The sequence below is a fragment of the Heyndrickxia sp. NPDC080065 genome (genome assembly GCF_050281185.1).
Lineage (GTDB): Bacteria > Bacillota > Bacilli > Bacillales > Bacillaceae_C > Heyndrickxia.
On sequence record NZ_JBNNWS010000003.1, the window covers coordinates 233089 to 252127 of the forward strand.

Here is a 19039-nt window from a genome sequence, read left to right on the forward strand (position 1 = left end):
AATAAAGCCTTAGTTATATAAATGACAGGCTGTCCAATGATTTTTTTGGACTTCCTTCCATTCTGGTGATTGTTGGGAGCAGATATCCATCGCATGAGGACATCTTGTACTAAAACGACAGCCCTTCGGCGGTCGAACAGGACTTGGTGGATCTCCTCCCAATACGATTCTCTCCCTTTTTACTGCCTTCGGATTGGGAACGGGGATAGCAGAGAGTAACGCTTGGGAATAAGGATGTAACGGATTTACGAATAATTCATGACTATCACATAGCTCCATCATTTTCCCTAAATACATCACACCAATGCGGTCACTAATATGCTTAACCATCCCTAAATCATGAGCGATGAATAAATAGGTTAATTCTTCCTGCTCTTTTAAATCATCTAATAGATTAATAACTTGTGCCTGAATCGACACATCCAATGCAGAAATCGGTTCGTCCGCGACGATAAATTTAGGTTTAACAGCAAGTGCCCTAGCAATCCCAATTCTTTGTCTCTGGCCACCGCTAAATTCATGCGGATACCTTTTTGCATGAGTTGGACTTAGTCCTACTTTTTCCAGAAGTTCATAGATTCGGTCTTGACGTTCTAATCCCTTAGCCAGCTTATATGCATCAATTCCTTCCGCTATAATGTCTCCCACCCTCATTCTTGGATTAAGAGACGCATGAGGATCTTGGAATATAATTTGCATTTCTTGATTCACTAGTTTCTTTTTCTTTGAATCTAGCGTTCCAACGTCTTGTTGATTGTAAAAAATATTCCCAGAGCTTGGAGCCTGTAGTCCAACTATCGTTTTTCCCAATGTTGATTTCCCACTGCCACTTTCACCAACAAGCCCAAACGTTTCTCCTTTACGGATATAAAAAGAGATATCATCAACAGATTTCACGGTCTGATTTTTTTTTATCTGAAAATATTTTTTTAAATTTTTCACCTCAAGAAGTTTTTCACTCATTTTGTTTCCCTCCCTGCTGCCACTAAGTCTTGAACCTTTGGAGCCCTCGAATCATTCAGCCAGCATTTCGCTGTATGACCATTCTCCATCTTAAAATCTGGAGGCATATGGTCGACACAGACCTCCATAGCATATTTACATCTAGCAGCAAAAGGACAGCCCTTCGGTGGATTAAATAAATCCGGAGGAGAGCCTTCAATAGGAATAAGCCGTTCTTTTTCCTCGGTATCAAAGTTAGGAATCGATTCAAGCAATCCCCATGTATACGGATGCTTTGGCGATTCAAAGATATCATCGACAAGACCTGTTTCAACTATGACTCCTGCATACATGACCGCTACTCGTTGTGCAGTTTCTGCCACAACTCCTAAATCATGAGTGATTAAAATAATGGCTGTATCTGTTTTTTCCTTTAGTTCCTTCATAAGGTTCAGCACCTGTGCCTGAATGGTCACATCCAAAGCAGTTGTCGGTTCATCTGCTATAAGGAGATCAGGATTACAGGCAAGGGCAATCGCAATCATCGCTCTTTGCCGCATTCCCCCGCTAAATTCATGTGGGTATTGATGATATCTTTCTTCAGGATTCGGAATTCCAACGAGCTTAATCATTTGAACAGCTATTTTCTTTGCCTCCGCTTTTGAAACGGTTTGATGGTTTAGGACGGCCTCCTCAATTTGTTTGCCTACCTTCATCGTTGGATTTAAAGAGGTCATTGGATCCTGAAATACCATACTAATTTTGGAACCTTTTATTTTACGCATTTCTCTTTTGGAAAGCTTTAATAGATCCTTTCCTTGAAAAAGAATTTTCCCACCTTTTATTTTTCCAGGAGGTGTAGGAATTAAATCCATAATCGTTTGAACGGTTACGCTTTTCCCACTGCCGCTTTCTCCTACGATAGCCATGATTTCCCCTTTATTCACGTGAAACGAGACATCACGGACGGCTTTCACCTCACCACCATATGTTTTAAAATTCACTTCTAAATTTGAAACCTCTAATAAACGCTCCATGTGTTCACCTCCTAGTCACTGCTACGTGGATCAAGGGCATCCTGAACGCCATCTCCAAATGCATTAAATGCAAACATCGTTAATGAAATGAGAAAGCCTGGGAAAAATAATCTCCACCATTGACCACTTAAAATGACACCTAATGCATCATTTGCCATTGTTCCCCAGCTCGCATGGGGAGCTTGTACACCTAAGCCAAGAAAGCTTAAAAACGATTCTGCGAAAATCGCTTGTGGAATGGTAAAAGTTAAATTGACAATGATAATTCCCATCGTATTCGGGATTAAGTGTTTTAAAATAATTTTTGGATGGGATGTTCCTAGTTTTTCTGCTGCTAAAACATATTCCTGCGATTTTAACTGCAGCACCTGCCCACGAATGATTCGAGCCATTCCAACCCATCCGGTCACTGTTAAAGCAATAATAATCGCTTTTACTCCAGGCTCCATGATGACCATTAATAAAATGACTACAAGCAGGTAAGGAATACCATATAAAATTTCTACAATCCTCATTAACGTGCTGTCCACTCGGTCCCCTTTTTTACCGCGTCCTGCCATGTAGCCAGAGATACCGCCTATTACTACACCGAGCAATAAATCAATCAATGCAGCAACAAGTCCGATTGTCAATGATACACGGGCACCATACCATGTACGAGACCACATATCGCGTCCAAGATCATCTGTTCCAAACCAGTGTTCACCGGAAGGAGCTAAATTTGCCTTTGTAAGACTTTGATCAGATGGACTATATGGAACCATCGCTGGTCCAAAAATCGCTAAGAATACAATGACGACAAGTAGAGTAAATCCAAAGAGGGCAAGCTTGTTCTTAACGATTTTGATTAGCGCATCCTTCCAGGCACTTAAACTTGGCCGCTGGATGGGATCCACAACTAATCTTTTCGGGTCGGCGGGTCGAAATAGGGATTGATCGATATTTTTTTCTAACATGTTAATCCCCCTTACTTGTCAGCTTAATTCTTGGATCAATTAGCCTGTATGAAATATCAATTAAAAACAATGTCACAACGAGAATGACACTAAAAAATACTGTTGTTCCCATAATCACTGGGTAGTCACGGTTAAAGATACTATCTACGAAGTAACGTCCAATACCTGGGATGGCAAAAATTTTCTCTATTACAAATGTTCCGGTAATTAACGATACAAATAGTGGTCCTATAAACGTGACTACCGGTAAAATCGCATTCCTTATTCCATGGTTGACCACTAACTTTATAGTTGTTAAACCTTTTGCATCTGCTGTCTTAATATAATTTTGATTCATGACGTCGATCATGCTCGAACGCATAAAGCGGGCAACGACAGCTAATGGTGTTGTGGCAAGGGCAATGGATGGTAAAATCGTATGCTGCCATGTTCCCCAAGAAGCAACCGGCAATACGCCCCATTTCACCGCAAAAAACTTAATTAAAAGCGGTGCAAGGATAAAACTCGGAACAGAAATTCCAATGATAGCAATCACCATTGCTGTGTAATCTAAAAAACGATTATGGTTTAAAGCGGCAATAATTCCTAACAAAAGTCCAAAGATTAGAGCGATCGCGATTGATTGGAGCCCTAATGTTGCAGAAGCAGGAAATCCAGAAGCAATAATATCATTGACTGTCCTTGTTTGTGATTGAATAGACGGCCCCAAATCAAACGTCACCAAGCTTTTTAAATACAGTACATATTGAACAGGGATCGGTTTATCTAGGTTATATTTCGCTCGAATGTTATCCAATACTTCTTGAGGATAGACATCTGCATCCGATGCAAATGGATCACCCGGGATTAGTTTCATAATCGCGAAGGTTAATGTAGCAATCACCCAGATGGTTAGAAACATTGTAAAAAACCGTTTTAAAATGTACACCCCATTCACACCTCCATTCATTGTAATAACTTGATGTAATTCTTTTAATCTTTTAAAGCTTCAATATATAAATAAATTAATGCCAAAAAGCTTGACTAGATTAAAGTATATAGTTATAGGAATGCCGCACTTTTAAGCATTCACATTCCCGAGAACACCATTGGTAGCGGTTATCGCAATAATGACACAGCCCCACATATGTTTATACGCGGTAATAATATCATCACATGTAAAACGGATCCGTTTAGGACTGATCTGCTCAACTGTTGGAAGTGTCGTTGTCATCTTCGCTTGCTGCGGGCCCTTAAATTCAATTTCGAATGTAACTGGACCTTCTAATGTAAGTGGTTTAAATGTTCTAATTTTTTGAATAGCTTCTTCAGCTTTTTCACGAATTTGCATATGTGCTACTTCTGGATGTATCAATTCTGCTGCAAAACGGTCAACCGCTCTTTTTACAACAACAGCCTCCACTTCTGGAAGAGTTTCCTTTACCTCTTTCACATAAGCATCATCCCCGCTAATAAAAACGGCCGGAACACCAAATCCTCCTGCGACAAAGGCGTTCATCTCTGTTTCGCCAACTACTTTTCCATTAATTTTCATTTCGTTCACACAAATACCTGCCAATGTATGACTGATGACTGCATCTGAACCACCTTCACGGCCATGATGGCCAACAAACATAATAGCTTCGAATGTCTCATCTAAGCCCTCTAACTGGCACATGACCCGATTACTTCCGGATACTAGTCTGGCCCTGGAATCCAGATCCTCAATTAAAATATTAGACATATTTCCATGTCCATCAGCAACGACCACTTCAGTCGCTCCGCCTTTAAAGGCGCCTTCAATTGCTGCATTCACTTCCGATGTCATCAACTTTCTAAATCGCTGATACTCTGCATTTGTTTTTAGCTGCTGATTAGTCGCAACTCCTGATATTCCTTCAATATCTGCTGAAATAAACACTTTCATATGTATCTCTCCTTTATTGATTTTTTTAGGTTATCTAAACAGTCAGATGCGGGATGAAAACAACATTCATTATTTTGTATGACGAAGGGCCCCCTATAGCTTAAAGGTATTCAAACGAGTTTTTATAAACTTCTAGCTGAACAATTGTATTGATTCCAGTAATCTCTGGAATTTGATTTAGCAAATAGATGGTGCTCGTAATTTCCTCTTGATTTGGTACAGCTATTTGTACAAGCAAAGGGTACTCTCCAGATGTTAAAGTAATATAGCGTATACCTTTTATTTTTTTTAATGATTCGATGACCTTATCAATGGAATTTGATTGGAGATTTATTTGAATAATGGCTCCGAACTTCAATCCTACGGCAATTGGATTTACTACACCAACTACGTCCAATATTTCATTCTCTATTAGATTTTTGTATCTCAGTCTTACCGTTTTTTCAGTTACATTTAGTCGATTGGCCATCTCTTTAAATGGCATTCTTCCATCAATGGATAAAGCTTTAATGATTCCACGGTCTAAATCATCAATTTCATAAACCATGCAGTTCCTCCCAATCTTACCTTCGTCATACCTTAGTACTATAAAACAGCCATCAAACCAGAATTGTAATCCATTTTTTATTACTTTTTTTACTTTTTATTATCATTAACAGGAATATAAATGGTATTATATATTTATATTTTTCAGAAATCAACAATTTTTATAAAAATTCGGGAGGTTTCTACAATGATTTTTTTTACAAATGCAAAAATCTATTTAGGCAATGGGAACATTGTCGAAAATGGAAATTTTTTAATTAAGGATGGCCAATTCGAGCAAGTTGGAACATCTATACACATTCCTAAGCGAGCAAAAGTCATTGATTTGAAAGGGAAAATTGTCACTCCAGGGTTAATTGATGTTCATACACATTTGGGTGTTCATGAAGCAGGATTAGGGAATGAAGGACAGGATGTTAATGAAACTAGCTGTGAAGTGACTGCACAGGTTCGAGCTTTAGATGGGATCAATCCTCGAGAAGGTGGTTTCGCAGATGCACGTAAAGCTGGAGTTACTACAGTTCAAATTATGCCGGGAAGCGCGAATATTATCGGTGGTGAAATGGTCGTTTTAAAAACGAAGGGGCATATCGTCGATCAAATGATTCTTCGGGAACCTTCTGGATTAAAAGCAGCAACAGGTGAAAATCCCAAACGTGTTCATGGGCCAAAAAATCGGATGGCAGAAACAAGAATGGGAATCGCCGCGCGCTTTAGAGAAAAATTGATTCAAGCAATGAACTATCAATTAAAAATAGAAACCGGAGGGAATGAGCGCAATTTAGAGCTCGAAAATATAGGAAAGGTATTAAGAAAGGAAATTCCATTACGGATCCACGCTCACAGAGCAGATGATATTGTGACTGTGCTTAGACTAAAGCGTGAATTTGACTTTGATCTTACGATTGAGCATTGTACAGAAGGCCACCATATTGCTGAATTCATCGCTCAGCATGATGTAAGGGTTTCGGTTGGACCAACAATGTCTTCACGTTCCAAAGTTGAGCTTGCCGATAAAGGTTGGCATACATTAATTGCACTAGAAAAAGCAGGTGTTCCATTTTCAATCACGACCGATCACCCAGTTGTCGGGATTGAGTATTTAATGACGAGCGCTATACTTGCAGTGAAAAATGGCTTAACCGAAGATGCAGCATTAAGTGCAATTACACTTAACGCTGCAAAGCATCTCGGCGTGGATCACCAAGTCGGCTCCATTGAACCCGGAAAAGATGCAGACTTCGTCGTGTGGAATGGGGATCCATTCGATTTACGCTCCTCTGTTTTACAGACATTTATTAATGGGGAGTGTGTGTTTGAGAAGGGTTTGTAAGTTAAATGTAAAAGGTAAGTTTGATCTAATCGAAAAAAGATAATGATCGTTCTTCCGGTCAATGAAAGAGCGATCCATTGACCGGAAAAAGTAGTTGTATGCTCTTACGGAAATAAAAGTGTGATTCATTGACCGCAAATTTAAGTTGGACCTGAACCCTTGTCCCACTATTCAGCAATAAGTACAAAAGTAGGCATCGGTTTTATTGTATTTTTCTCGATTGCGGATTGTAATAAAGTAATTTCAGATCGGATTAGTTTTTGTAGTTTAACTGGCATGTTTTCCACTGTTTCTAGCTCAGCTTCATAGCTTGCTAATGTTTGTTCGACCTCCCATTTTCCATCATGGAGATTGGGAGAATTAATAGAACGTTCCAAAACCATATTCCACCTTGCATTTTCCACAGCTTTTTTTATATCATCTGGTGTAAATAATGTGCGAACATTTGCTAAGCTATTATTTTTAAAACATTCGTATTGAGCTTGAATAAGGACTGATAAAAAATGTGGCAATTGTTCAGCAGAAGTAACTCTTGTATCCCATTCTGCGAAGCAAAGTTTTTTACCCCAATTCTTTAACTTTGTAAGAATCCCTTGGAGTTCTTCAAAAGATTTTAAATACCAGGAACTATGGGATAAAACGACAGAATCATACTTATTTCCGGGGAAATTGACATCAGGTGATAGTATATCCTTTTCAAATTCGACTTTTATCTGCATTCCTAAAGAAGATTTCTTTAAATAGTCGATAGAATCACCTAAAGTTATTGGACTTCCATAGTCAGGTGAGGCAATATCAATCCCATGTACCAACCCTTTCTTTCCAACCAAGTGGGCCAGCACTGCTGTAGTATCTCCCTGTCCACAACCTATCTCCAATACTTTACTTCCTTCTGAAATCCCCCAGCATTCAGCTAATTTTAACCGATGCTCTGTCTGCACTTTTTGTATCTCAAAATTTGAACTAGCTGTTGCCATACAATGAAGAATCTCTTCTAATCTAGTTTCATTCATTTTTTTCACTCCCTTAAAATCAATCTATTAATATTCTAAACCAAAAATGGGACTGAGTGTCAGGTCCTTTGTCCCAACATAATGCACATGCTTCTAAGAAAAAGAAAGAATACTACCTTTAAATATTGATCGGCATTTAATAAGTACTCCGATTAGTTTTAATTAACCTAAGAAGAATAGATGGTGAGCGACCATCTAATTTTACCCACTGATATTATTGCTATTCGTGAATTCCTTTAGAGTTTTTTTAAATATATGAGGTGCTATCTTCAGTTCAAAATGGGACACTGGACCTGACCCCGTGTCCCAACGGAAACAGATCAAGTGCCCTCATGACACTTGTCATACAACACTTCTTATACATGTGAATACTCAGTGTTTCTTATTATATATACAATGAGATTACTTTGGAAGGAAAGGAATGAAATATTATGGCAAGCAAAAGGATTCCGTTACTTGATATATTGAGAGGTTTTGCTGTATTAGGTACACTTGGGACAAATATTTGGATATTTGCTCATTTAGGAGATTTGTCATATATATTTACATTTGACCATTTCACATGGTGGGCATCTATTCAGGATCTTATTCGGACATTTGTATTGTTTTTAGTAAATGGAAAATTGCTTGGATTGTTAACTATTATGTTTGGTGTAGGTCTAGAATTAAAGTATCAGCAAGCAATAAAAAAAGGCAATGCCTGGCCGGGAGTTTATATATGGACCTCAGTTATTTTAATGATAGAAGGGTTCATTCATTTTAGCCTCGTCATGGAATACGACATTTTGATGAGTTATGGAGTAACTGCCATTATTGTTGCATTTATTGTAAAAGGTGGCGATCGAGTGATTTCATGGGCAATGAAAATAATTGGCGGGTTACATGCAGGAATCATGCTTTTCATATTATGCATTAGCATTTATTTAAGTCTTACGGGAGCGAATGTTACCCTATTTGGGGACATGAAAGATGTAGTTTCACTTTATAAAGATGGTAATTGGCTGGAACAAGTACATTATCGTTTACAAAGTTTTCTATCCCTTCGAATAGAAGTCATATTTGTCATTCCAATGAACATATTTCTTTTCTTATTAGGTGTCCGTCTTATGAGGGCAGGTGTATTTTCATCTGATGAAAAAGGAAAGGAAAAACGAACAAAATTATTAAAAATAGGTTTATATATTGGTCTTCCGCTGAATTTACTCATCTTTATTCCAGGTGGTGTTTTTGATTTAACTATACGATACTTATTTGCTCCTTTATTATCATTAGGCTATTTAGCTTTTTTGGCAAAAATAGTCGAAAATACAGAAAGGTTTTGGCTTTGGGATAAACTTGAATTAGTTGGCAGAATGTCATTAACCTGTTATGTCGTGCAAAATCTCCTTTCTTCAATAATTTTTTATGGCTGGGGAATCGGTCTAGGAAACAAGGTTGATTCTGTTACAATTGTATTTATATGGGTGGTACTAAGCATGGTTCAAATTGCCTTCGCCTCATTATGGCTTCGCATGTTTAAAAATGGACCTATGGAAACAGCTCGAAAATTTGCTTCGGGTATCGTTCATGTCAAATCGTAATATTCCCTCTCTTTCAAAAAAGGAGTGAAATGAATTGTTTAAAAAGATTTATCCGAACGACCAAGTAGAAAAATATCTACTAATTGATGTAATTGCTATCGTTTTTTTCATCTATCATATCCTAAATTCTAGTGGGGAATTTAATGTTTTTGAAAAGCTAATATTAATCTTTTTATTTCTAATCTCCTTTTATATAAGTTTATGGAATCGAGATTGGCGCCTCCTAGTTGCGTGTTTAACGGGATACACTGTTCTTATGATTCTTAGTGTCTCTTTAAATCAGTGGATTCTTTTGTATGGTTTTATGTTTGCTGATCTTTTAGGAAGGGCTAGAAGAAAATTATACATTGGTATAGGAACGGTTGGAATAGCATTAATATACACATTATTCAGTTGGATAAATGATGGAACCCTTTTTACTTTTGGTCAATTCATCTTATTTCCTTTTATCATTATTCAGCTCCTGATTCCTATAGTTATTTATACAAAGAGAGAAGCAAAGAATCTTCGAGGAAAGCTTGATTCAGCCAATGCGCAGCTAGAACGATATATACAGGAAGAGGAGAGACATCGGATTGCAAGAGATCTGCATGATACTTTAGGTCAAACCTTAACAATGATTAAGCTTAAAAGTGAGCTGACCATGAAATTAATAGATAAAAATTCAAAACAAGCGAAACAGGAATTAAATGATATTTTAAACACTTCCCGCTTTGCACTGAAACAAGTAAGAGAGCTTGTGGCAGATATGAAATTTATTTCACTTGAAAAGGAATTGGAACAAACCCGTACATTTTTACAAACAGCTGGAATCAAATTAGATATTAATATGAATGATAATATCCCTTCTTTATCGAACATAGCTGAAACAATGTTGGCACTATCATTAAGAGAAGCAATTACAAATATTATAAAACACAGTCAAGCAAGCTATTGCTCTATCCATCTTTATATTCAAAAAGATATATATTACATGCAAATAAGTGATAACGGAAATGGGAATATCATTATGGGAAAAGGAAACGGTATCCAATCGATTAAAGAACGAATTAAATTACTTGAAGGGGATGTTCATATTTCCTCCTCGTTAAATAGTGGTGTAACCATTTTATTAAAAGTTCCATTAAGTGCCAATGAAAGGGAGAAGTTTAAATGATAAGAGTTGTAATTGCAGAGGATCAGCAAATGCTTCGCGGTGCATTAACTTCATTATTAAAGCTGGAGGATGATATTGAAGTCGTCGCAGATGTATCAGATGGGCAGGCAGCATGGGATGCTATTCAGAAATATAATCCAGATGTTTGCTTATTAGATATCGAAATTCCCTATATCACTGGACTGGAAATAGCGAAAAGGCTTAAAAGTGCGGGAGACAAGTCAAAAATTATCATTGTTACTACTTTTGCACGTCCAGGATATTTACAGAAAGCAATTGATGCACAGGTAGAAGGGTATTTATTGAAAGATGAACCGATCGACTATCTAATTGAGGCCATTCGAAAAGTAATGAATGGAGAGCATGTCATCAGCTCAGATCTAGCTGCAACCCTCTTTTTAAAACAAAATAATCCATTGACTGATCGTGAAACTGAAGTATTAAAATTAGCAAAAGAAGGTTGGACAACACGAGACATTGGCAAAACATTATTTTTGACAAACGGGACTATTCGGAACTATTTATCTTCTGCGATTCAAAAGCTTGAAGTGGAAACGAGACAACAAGCTATAGATAAAGCCCGGGAAAAAGGATGGATTTAGCATCATTTAGATTCTTAGAGTAGAATTATTTTTCTACTAAATTAATTTTTAGGAAGGTGCAATTATGATAGGCTGGTTAATCATTGCTTGTGAAATCAGTTTTTGGGTATTTGTACTATTAGGATTATTTTTCCGATATATTTTAAAGCTAAAAACGCTTGGAGGATTGTTCCTTTTATGTACTCCTTTGATAGATTTAGTGTTAGTAGGGGCCACAATTATAGATTTAAAAAATGGTGCAGCAGCAAACTTTTTTCATGGATTATCAGGAATTTATATCGGTGTAACTGTAGCATATGGGCATAGTATGATTCGTTGGGCGGATGAACGTTTCGCCTATAGGTTTGCAGATGGAGATGAGCCTGTAAAAAAGCCAAAATACGGGAGGGAACATGCCAAGTTTGAAAGAAGGAATTGGGTAAAGCATTTACTCGCATGGATAATTGGATGTTTATTTCTATGGGGCATGATCTTATTAGTTGGTGATACTACAAAAACTAATTCGTTATTAAATATTATTTATAAATGGACCTTCGTTCTCGGTATTGATTTTTTATGGAGCTTCAGTTATACCATATGGCCGAGAAAGGACAAGGGAGAATCTACTTAAGAATAAGACGGTGCAAATTTATTGTCTGCACCGTCTTTTCTATTCTAGTAATCTAATCTTTCTCTTTAAAATAATTAATAGATGGGACAGAGGGTCGGGTCCATTGTCCCAAAAATTCGATGAGTTCCTACAGAACAAAAAAAAATGAGGTTTCGATTCAAAATGGGACACTGGACCTGACCCATTGTCCCGTCTGAGGGACAAGTACCGCCTATTTTCTCTTTATCCACAATGGAAGTCGGATCACTGTGCTTAGTATAAATGTGAATAATACTAATAAAGCCGAGGTTTTTTGAGCAATTTCATGGGCGTCTTCTACGAGTGCTTCTGATTGGATATACCAAAGGTGAACAGGTAATGTTCCGCCTTGTGAAAATAGGTTAAAGTCCCACATGTCTCCTGAAGAACCTGTACCGCCGACCAATAAAATAAGAGCAGATTCACCAAATGCACGGCACGAAGCAAGACTGACGCCACTTAAAATTCCTTTTAATGCGGCAGGCACGACCACTTTTAAAATGGTTTGGGAGTTCGTTGCTCCTAGTGCATAAGCTGCACTTCTTACATCATTGCCAACGGCCTGGAGCGACTCTTCTGTCACCCGAGTAATTACTGGTAAATTTAAAAAAGAAAGTGTTACTCCGGCTCCTAAAATCGTTAATCCAATATCAAACAGATCAACAAATAACATATATCCGAATAGACCAATTACAATAGATGGGACCGATGCTAAGCTTTCAACGCAAGTACGAATAAATTCTGTAAATCGATTATTAGGTGCATATTCAGATAAATATATTCCAGACCCCATTCCAATAGGGAGGGAAATTACCAGTGAGATTAGTAATACATAAAAGGAGTTTAACAGCAGTGGTCCAACTCCCCCACCAGCATCAATATCACTAGGTAAATCAATTAAAAAATTGAAAGAAAGTTTAGGCAGTCCCTTTGATAAAATATAAATGATCAAGCTAAAAATAAGGATTAAGACCAAAATTGTCAGCGTCCAAAGGCCAATTGTAAACAGGCTATTACTTACTTTTTTATATTTTTTATATAGTGAGTTGGGTGAACTTCTTTCCATCCTTTATACTCCTTTAGTCCGAAGCTTTCTAATAATCACAATCAACAAGTTGGAAATGAGTAACAACAAAAACGCCATCATGTACAAGGCATAATTCCACGTTGAGTCGAATTCTACATCGATAATTTGATTTACGATATTACTGGTTAAAACAGCAGTTGGTGTCCATAAATTAGAGGCTAGCTGAGGGGTATTCCCAATCACCATTACAACGGCCATCGTTTCACCAATTGCTCGTGCCATTCCTAAGATTACTGCAGTGAAAATTCCAGGTGCTGCAGCAGGAAAGATAACTTTAAATATGGTTTGCATTCTTGTACCGCCAAGTGCATAACTCGCTTCCTTTAATTCCTGTGGCACAGACGAAATGGCATCATCACTAATACTTGAAATGGTCGGCAATACCATGATGATTAATACGATAGCAGCTGCTAAAAGTCCATCACCTACAGGAGCACCGGTTATTTTTCTGATAACTGGAATCAAAATGGTTAATCCTAAATATCCGTAAACAATAGAAGGAATACCGACTAATAAATCTAGAACTGGCCGTAAGATCCTTTTCAGCCAGTTCGGTGCTATTTCAGCGGTAAATACAGCTATACCTATAGAAATAGGAGCAGCTAATAAAAGAGTTAGTCCTGTCAATTCGAGGGTGCCTAAAATGAAAGTGGCTATCCCAAATTTATTATCATAGGGCTCCCATGTTTTTGTAAAAAAGAATTCTTTAAAAGAGACATCCTTAAAAACCAATAGTCCCGTACGTCCAATAAAAATGATTATAGATAGAAGAACAAGTCCTAAAAACAGAACACTTAATAAGCAAAAAAGCTTAAACAAACGATTATTAAAATATCTTGTCATATATTTGAAATTTCGATTACTAAATAGATGAGGACTTAATACTTCATTCTCTAATTTCCCCATAGTACCCTCCTATAACTAAAACTAGGGGCTGTCTGATACTTTACTTTTCAGACAGCCCCCTTCTAACTTAGAAACTTATTTCATCTTGCTAATTGGAATAAATTTCAACTTCTTTAAAGAGCCATTTTGGAACTTGCTGCTTTGAATATACTTAATGAATGATGCATTAGCACCTGTTGGATTACCTTTTGTTACTAAATAACCGTATGCCCATACTTTATATTTTCCATTGATTACATTTGTTGTAGTAGCTTCTACACCATTGTATTTAACAGCTTTAATATTCCCCTTTACATACGCAAGATCAACATAGCCAATTGCATTAGGGTTTGATTCAACTGCAGAAGTCATTTCACCGCTTTTACCTACTTCTTTATAATTGCTTCCTGTTGTCATAAATTTAGAGCTGTTAAGAGCTTTCATTTGATAATTTACACGCGTACCTGAACCATGTTTACGGTTTACAACAACAATCTCAGCATTTTTCCCGCCAACTTCTTTCCAGTTTTTGATTTTCCCAGAAAAAATGTCTTGTAATTGCTTTGTTGTTAAGTTTGAAACAGGATTTGATTTATTCACAATTGTAGCAAAAGGAATGACCGCAATTTTGTGCGCCTTTAAACCTTTAAATGCACTGAAACCGGGAACAGATTTTGTAGCATCCCAGTCAACCGCACCGATAGTGGCAGAACCTTTTAATACTGATTGAGGCCCGGCAATTGAAGATGAACCAGAAACAGATATTTTAACTTTAGGATTCGATCTTTTAAATTCTTTCGCTGCTTGTTGTGTTAAAGGAAGTAAAGCTGTAGAACCAGCTACAACCACATTGTTTGAACTTGCAGCAGAAGCTGAGTTTAATGAAAAACCTACTGCAACGGCTAATGCCAAAGTTGATACTGCTATACGTTTGAATAATTTCATTATTTTCCCACTCCTTATTTGGTTAATGATTCAAATATTCCGTTTTTATAAATCACTACAACATCTCCATTTTTACCATCAGTAATGGCAGCAATGGATTTTCCATCATTTGAAACAGCGAACGAAGTTAATTTCAATTTTGTTTGTGCAACCTTTGTTAGCTTTTTCGTAGACGGATTTACTTCATAAATGATTGACTCACCATTTTTTTCAGCGGCTAAAGTCATTATTTTTCCTTGTGGTGTAACCAGTGATTGAATAATCTCTTTATTGGAGATTAATGTTGCTGTGCGATCCCCGTTAATCATTTTTAACACTGGAAGTTCCTCACTATCGGGGTCTGCACTTAAATACACAATATCTCCATTTGATAAAAAATCCGGAAATACTTTATTATCTTTTGTAGTCGTGATTGGTTTTGCCGCTAATTCAGCTGCGTTTAAGTCGATTAAGTAGAATTGCTCTTCCGTATCAGTAAGATCGATTTGATCCACATCAGGATCTTCTCCATCAGTAAAGCTCGTTGTTCCTTCTTTACCAACTAAATAAAGAAGTTTTTTCCCATCAGATGATACACGTAGATTGGATTTCGACGTTAATTTATCTTCAAATAGGCTCATTATTTTTCCATCTGCAATCGAAATAGAGGAAATTTTTTCACTTTTATCTCCTTGGATAAAATAAACGCTCTTTCCATCTTTGGACCAAACAAATTCTTGTTTGGCAGAATCATCGTCATGATTAATTTCCTTTACTTTCTTAGAAGATAAGTCGACTAAGTATACTTTCCCGCTTTCGTCTGAATAAATCGCTTGCTTCCCATTAGGAGATACAGCTAAATCGTAGCCATCTATTTTAAATACGCTTTTTTTAGAAGTCGTATTTAATAGAAGCGATTGACTGTCTGTTTGTTCCGATTCATTCGTTACTAAAAGCGTAGAAGAGTTAATCCATTGTGGATTATATGTGTCTCCACTAACTAGTCCTGCTGTTGATACAAAGTATCCATTAGAAAGGGTAAGAAGATCCCCATCGAATGCTTTAATTAAATCTGATAAATCAGCATATACGGTTCCTTTCACTAAAATCGGATTTTGTTTCAACTTGACAGCTTTATTATTTATCGTTATATTATTTTGTGATAATTTTAGTTTGATCGTTTTACCCTTTTTGCTGACAAGTACATCTTTATTTGTTATTTTCGTAGATGCAGAAAATAATTTTGCGATGTCTTGTACGGAATAACGCTGCTTGTTGTCAATGAATAAAGATTTTACTTTCTTCGAAGTACCATCAATAACTAAGCTTTTTTCCATTAATTTAATTTTACTATTTGCTGTTATTAATAGATTTTTATCTATTAATATATCTCCGCCTAATGATTTAACGAAAGACCCTGCTTCCACAAACAATGTCTTTCCTACCATCTTAGGCGGGGCACTTAATTTCGTCTTCTTTCCATTAACTACCGCATTGTTAGAACCCACTTTATATTCAATCTTCATTGTTTTATTTCCGACTTTTTTGGTTGCTTCATATGCTTTGGTTTTGTTATTGTATTTCACCGCAGCAGACATAATCTTGGATAGATAGTCGATTGAATAAAGTTTAATCTTATTTGATGATATTACTGAAACGACCTTTTCTTGACCATTCACAATGATAGTTGCTTTTTGTACATTCTGCTGTTGGACTTTGGCGCTTACTTCATTTATGGCCACTGGGGAAACTGCACTTCCCGTTAATAATGCAGCAGTAATGACTAAACTAGAAATCCTCGGCTTCATTTTAAACCTCCATCTCAAAATGACGAGCTAGTATCAGACTACCAACTTTTTACCAAAACTCCCCTCCTTTATAGTAAAAATTCCTTACACACTTGAAGTATATTCTATCTTTGTTAAGGGACTTTTTTGGTTTTGTAAAAATTATTAAATAATTATTAATGTTTTTTAAATTCGGGACAAAGGGACAGGTCCCTTGTCCCATTTCGTGTTAGGTATAAAGAAGGAATCCCGTCATTTGAGATTTTGATCCTGAACTTCCATTTTCTTTTACTTGACTACCTTACTAAGCATTAACTGATATACGCAGATATTTAGATTTAAATTTATATGTTTTGATTCTATTTAATAAATGATAATCCCACTTGAATTTCATACAAACAAGAGAAAAGCCCTGCAGTTTGATACCCTGCAGAGCTTTCATATAAAATAATCAGTATCCAGATATAACCAAAAACCCGGTTTGAATTGGGACGCAGGACCTGACCCCGTGTCCCGCCTACCCTCGTCCCAAATACGTTAATACATTATACACTTGCATGGCTGCGCCGATTTTTAGGCTTTCTTCGTCGAGGTTGAAGAGTGGTGTGTGGACGTCATGGATGATTTCTTTTTCTTCGTTTCGTACACCTAGGCGGAAGAAGGCGCCGGGTACTGCTTCGGCGAAAAAGGCAAAGTCCTCAACTCCAAGGCTTGGAACATCGATCACTTTTACATTTTCTTCTCCCAAAAGATGTTCGCCACTCAATTTTGCAATATCAACCATATCGTCATCATTAATCAAAGATGTGTAACCAGGTTCAATGGATAGGATTGCTTCTCCACCCATCCCTCGGGCAACATATGTCACTGTATCCTCTAAGTTTTTCAGAACAGATCGGCGAACCTCTGGTGTTAAGGTTCGAACTGTACCGACTAATGTTACTTCATCTGCCACTATATTGCCTTGTGTTCCTCCATGGATTACACCGATTGAGAGAACTGCTGATTGGCGAGCATCGACTCCTCGGCTAATAATGGGCTGCAAGGCACTGATGATTTGTGCAGCTATAACAATGGCATCTTTCCCCATATAGGCATAGGCACCATGAGCATTTTTCCCTTTTACCGTAATTGTTATCGTATCTGAAGAAGCATTCATCTGCCCATATTTAACCCCTATTTTTCCTACAGGAATATCTGGGTCGACATGTAATCCGAAGATTGCTTCCACTTTAGGATTTTCTAATGCTCCTTCCTCAATCATCGGCTTCGCTCCTCCAACCGTTTCTTCTGCTGGCTGAAAAAGTAATTTTACATTTCCTTTAATAAGGTGCTTGTTTTGATTTAATAGTTTGGCAGCCCCTAATAAAACTGTCATATGAGCATCATGGCCACACGCGTGCATTTTTCCATCAATTGTCGATTTGTATGGGATATTATTTTGTTCCAAAATAGGTAATGCATCCATATCCGCACGTAAAGCAACGGTTTTTCCCTCTTGCTCTCCCTTAATTAACCCAACAACACCAGTATTCGCGATGCCTGCTTCAAAAGGAATCCCCATTTCCTTCAAATATTCACATATTTTATCCTTTGTTCGGAATTCCTCCATCCCAAATTCTGGGTGAGCATGGAAGTCTCTTCTCACATCGATTAGCCAAGGTAAAATAGCTGTTGCTTCTTGAAGCAATGTCTCTTTTTCAATCATGACAAACCACGCTTTCTTCTATGATTAATTCTTTATTTGTTGCATCAAGTCTAGCTTTTACACCAAAAGGCAGTGTCATTTTCGTATCACAATGCCCCGCTTGGACATTATAAATGGTCGGTTTATTGAATGGGGCAGCAATATTTTTAAAAACATCAATCATATTAAAGCCGCGGGAATAGTTTATTGACTCACATTCCGTAAACGTACCGAAAATAATTCCTGCTGCATCCTCTAATTTTCCTGCTAAGGCAAGCTGTGTTAACATACGGTCAACCTTGAAAGGCTCTTCACCGACATCTTCTAAAAATAATAGCTTCCCTTTCGTATCTAACTCATAAGGTGTACCCATTAATGCTGAAACAAGGGCTAAATTTCCACCTACAATTTCCCCTTCTGCAACACCTTCAACAAGAGATTCAATGGCAATCCCCTCTGGATTATAAATCTTTCCAACCGGCTCATTGGTGGTCAAAACACGCAATAAAAACTCACGTGTATAATCTGAACAATCTCTTGCTAAATCAGATGCGGCCATCGGACCATGAATCGTCGCTAACCCGCTATTTTGTAAAATCGCAGTATGTAATGCAGTAATATCACTATAACCGATAAAAAGTTTTGGATGCTGTGAAATGTTTTGATAGTCGATATGTTGAAGCAATTGTGGTGAACCATATCCACCTCGTAAACATAAAATCGCATCAATTTGAGGGTTTGCAAACATCTCATTGATTTCATTCGCACGAAGTTCCGATGTTCCTGCTAAATAGCCTCCGTATTCAGCGTAGCAGGTTTCCCCCACCTTCACTTTAAATCCAAGATTCTCAACTGCTTGAATTGCTTCTGGAACGATTTCTGACTTTGCTGGGCTGGAAGGAGCCGTTAAACCAATGGTATCGCCTAACTTTAGTCGTTTTCCTTTGATCCTATTCACTGTACCTCACTC

The 19039-nt window shown here is 37.3% G+C and carries 18 protein-coding genes; 5 read left to right on the forward strand and 13 right to left on the reverse strand.

Going from position 1 to position 19039, the window contains the following annotated elements; genetic code table 11:
• Nucleotides 1-9 precede the first annotated feature (9 nt).
• The 6 genes from ACQKP0_RS04660 to ACQKP0_RS04685 all read right to left on the reverse strand — a co-directional run bounded on the left by ACQKP0_RS04660 (nt 10) and on the right by ACQKP0_RS04685 (nt 5388).
• Nucleotides 10-963: an ABC transporter ATP-binding protein gene (locus ACQKP0_RS04660; protein WP_427404649.1), complete on the reverse strand. Its 954-nt coding sequence runs from the start codon at nt 961-963 to the stop codon at nt 10-12.
• A complete protein-coding gene (locus ACQKP0_RS04665; protein WP_427404650.1) occupies nt 960-1979 on the reverse strand; it encodes an ABC transporter ATP-binding protein in 1020 nt (339 codons plus the stop codon). Before ACQKP0_RS04665 ends, ACQKP0_RS04660 begins: the two co-directional genes overlap by 4 nt.
• An 11-nt stretch (nt 1980-1990) precedes the next feature.
• Entirely contained in the window at nt 1991-2935 is a 945-nt protein-coding gene (locus tag ACQKP0_RS04670; protein WP_427404651.1) for an ABC transporter permease, read from the reverse strand.
• Nucleotide 2936: 1 nt separating this feature from the next.
• A complete protein-coding gene (locus ACQKP0_RS04675) occupies nt 2937-3863 on the reverse strand; it encodes an ABC transporter permease (protein ID WP_427404652.1) in 927 nt (308 codons plus the stop codon).
• A 132-nt stretch (nt 3864-3995) separates the two neighbouring features.
• Nucleotides 3996-4841: a M55 family metallopeptidase gene (locus ACQKP0_RS04680; RefSeq protein ID WP_427404653.1), complete on the reverse strand. Its 846-nt coding sequence runs from the start codon at nt 4839-4841 to the stop codon at nt 3996-3998.
• Between the two features lie 100 nt (nt 4842-4941).
• Entirely contained in the window at nt 4942-5388 is a 447-nt protein-coding gene (locus ACQKP0_RS04685; RefSeq protein ID WP_427404654.1) for an Lrp/AsnC family transcriptional regulator, read from the reverse strand.
• A gap of 186 nt (nt 5389-5574) precedes the next feature.
• Here ACQKP0_RS04685 and ACQKP0_RS04690 point away from each other — a divergent pair, with 186 nt between their 5' ends.
• Complete coding sequence (locus tag ACQKP0_RS04690) at nt 5575-6720, forward strand: amidohydrolase (RefSeq protein WP_427404655.1); 1146 nt, start codon at nt 5575-5577, stop codon at nt 6718-6720.
• A gap of 167 nt (nt 6721-6887) precedes the next feature.
• On the opposite strand, the gene ACQKP0_RS04695 is transcribed toward ACQKP0_RS04690, so the two are convergent.
• Nucleotides 6888-7733 (reverse strand): class I SAM-dependent methyltransferase, encoded by an 846-nt coding sequence (locus ACQKP0_RS04695; protein ID WP_427404656.1) that lies wholly within the window; start codon nt 7731-7733, stop codon nt 6888-6890.
• A gap of 431 nt (nt 7734-8164) precedes the next feature.
• Between ACQKP0_RS04695 and ACQKP0_RS04700 the strand changes: the two genes are divergently transcribed.
• The 4 genes from ACQKP0_RS04700 to ACQKP0_RS04715 all read left to right on the forward strand — a co-directional run bounded on the left by ACQKP0_RS04700 (nt 8165) and on the right by ACQKP0_RS04715 (nt 11681).
• Nucleotides 8165-9313, forward strand: coding sequence for a DUF418 domain-containing protein (locus ACQKP0_RS04700; protein ID WP_427404657.1), 1149 nt, complete (start codon nt 8165-8167; stop codon nt 9311-9313).
• Nucleotides 9314-9347: 34 nt separating this feature from the next.
• On the forward strand, nt 9348-10469 hold the full coding sequence (locus tag ACQKP0_RS04705) for a sensor histidine kinase (protein ID WP_427404658.1): 1122 nt from the start codon (nt 9348-9350) through the stop codon (nt 10467-10469).
• Nucleotides 10466-11071, forward strand: coding sequence for a response regulator transcription factor (locus ACQKP0_RS04710; protein ID WP_427404659.1), 606 nt, complete (start codon nt 10466-10468; stop codon nt 11069-11071). Before ACQKP0_RS04705 ends, ACQKP0_RS04710 begins: the two co-directional genes overlap by 4 nt.
• A gap of 64 nt (nt 11072-11135) precedes the next feature.
• On the forward strand, nt 11136-11681 hold the full coding sequence (locus ACQKP0_RS04715; RefSeq protein ID WP_427404660.1) for a hypothetical protein: 546 nt from the start codon (nt 11136-11138) through the stop codon (nt 11679-11681).
• Between the two features lie 211 nt (nt 11682-11892).
• Here the strand turns inward: ACQKP0_RS04715 and pstA are convergent, their stop codons facing one another.
• The 6 genes from pstA to ACQKP0_RS04745 form a co-directional block, all read right to left on the reverse strand.
• A complete protein-coding gene (gene pstA, locus ACQKP0_RS04720; protein ID WP_427404661.1) occupies nt 11893-12765 on the reverse strand; it encodes a phosphate ABC transporter permease PstA in 873 nt (290 codons plus the stop codon).
• Between the two features lie 3 nt (nt 12766-12768).
• Complete coding sequence (gene pstC / locus ACQKP0_RS04725; protein WP_427404662.1) at nt 12769-13692, reverse strand: phosphate ABC transporter permease subunit PstC; 924 nt, start codon at nt 13690-13692, stop codon at nt 12769-12771.
• Nucleotides 13693-13767: 75 nt separating this feature from the next.
• The gene (locus tag ACQKP0_RS04730) at nt 13768-14616 is read right to left on the reverse strand and encodes a phosphate ABC transporter substrate-binding protein (protein ID WP_427404663.1); all 849 of its coding nucleotides are present in this window, start codon (nt 14614-14616) and stop codon (nt 13768-13770) included.
• Between the two features lie 14 nt (nt 14617-14630).
• A complete protein-coding gene (locus ACQKP0_RS04735) occupies nt 14631-16403 on the reverse strand; it encodes a stalk domain-containing protein (RefSeq protein WP_427404664.1) in 1773 nt (590 codons plus the stop codon).
• Nucleotides 16404-16899: 496 nt separating this feature from the next.
• Complete coding sequence (locus ACQKP0_RS04740) at nt 16900-18090, reverse strand: M20 metallopeptidase family protein (protein WP_427404665.1); 1191 nt, start codon at nt 18088-18090, stop codon at nt 16900-16902.
• Nucleotides 18083-19027, reverse strand: a complete 945-nt coding sequence (locus ACQKP0_RS04745) for a S66 peptidase family protein (protein ID WP_427404666.1) — start codon at nt 19025-19027, stop codon at nt 18083-18085. Before ACQKP0_RS04745 ends, ACQKP0_RS04740 begins: the two co-directional genes overlap by 8 nt.
• Between the last annotated feature and the right edge of the window lie 12 nt (nt 19028-19039).

Coding starts and splice junctions, on each gene's coding strand:
- ACQKP0_RS04660 (WP_427404649.1), bottom strand. CDS start 963: ATGAGTGAAAAACTTCTTGAGGTGAAAAATTTAAAAAAATATTTTCAG.
- ACQKP0_RS04665 (WP_427404650.1), bottom strand. CDS start 1,979: ATGGAGCGTTTATTAGAGGTTTCAAATTTAGAAGTGAATTTTAAAACA.
- ACQKP0_RS04670 (WP_427404651.1), bottom strand. CDS start 2,935: ATGTTAGAAAAAAATATCGATCAATCCCTATTTCGACCCGCCGACCCG.
- ACQKP0_RS04680 (WP_427404653.1), bottom strand. CDS start 4,841: ATGAAAGTGTTTATTTCAGCAGATATTGAAGGAATATCAGGAGTTGCG.
- ACQKP0_RS04685 (WP_427404654.1), bottom strand. CDS start 5,388: ATGGTTTATGAAATTGATGATTTAGACCGTGGAATCATTAAAGCTTTA.
- ACQKP0_RS04690 (WP_427404655.1), top strand. CDS start 5,575: ATGATTTTTTTTACAAATGCAAAAATCTATTTAGGCAATGGGAACATT.
- ACQKP0_RS04695 (WP_427404656.1), bottom strand. CDS start 7,733: ATGAATGAAACTAGATTAGAAGAGATTCTTCATTGTATGGCAACAGCT.
- ACQKP0_RS04700 (WP_427404657.1), top strand. CDS start 8,165: ATGGCAAGCAAAAGGATTCCGTTACTTGATATATTGAGAGGTTTTGCT.
- ACQKP0_RS04710 (WP_427404659.1), top strand. CDS start 10,466: ATGATAAGAGTTGTAATTGCAGAGGATCAGCAAATGCTTCGCGGTGCA.
- ACQKP0_RS04715 (WP_427404660.1), top strand. CDS start 11,136: ATGATAGGCTGGTTAATCATTGCTTGTGAAATCAGTTTTTGGGTATTT.
- pstA (WP_427404661.1), bottom strand. CDS start 12,765: ATGGAAAGAAGTTCACCCAACTCACTATATAAAAAATATAAAAAAGTA.
- pstC (WP_427404662.1), bottom strand. CDS start 13,692: ATGGGGAAATTAGAGAATGAAGTATTAAGTCCTCATCTATTTAGTAAT.
- ACQKP0_RS04730 (WP_427404663.1), bottom strand. CDS start 14,616: ATGAAATTATTCAAACGTATAGCAGTATCAACTTTGGCATTAGCCGTT.
- ACQKP0_RS04735 (WP_427404664.1), bottom strand. CDS start 16,403: ATGAAGCCGAGGATTTCTAGTTTAGTCATTACTGCTGCATTATTAACG.
- ACQKP0_RS04740 (WP_427404665.1), bottom strand. CDS start 18,090: ATGATTGAAAAAGAGACATTGCTTCAAGAAGCAACAGCTATTTTACCT.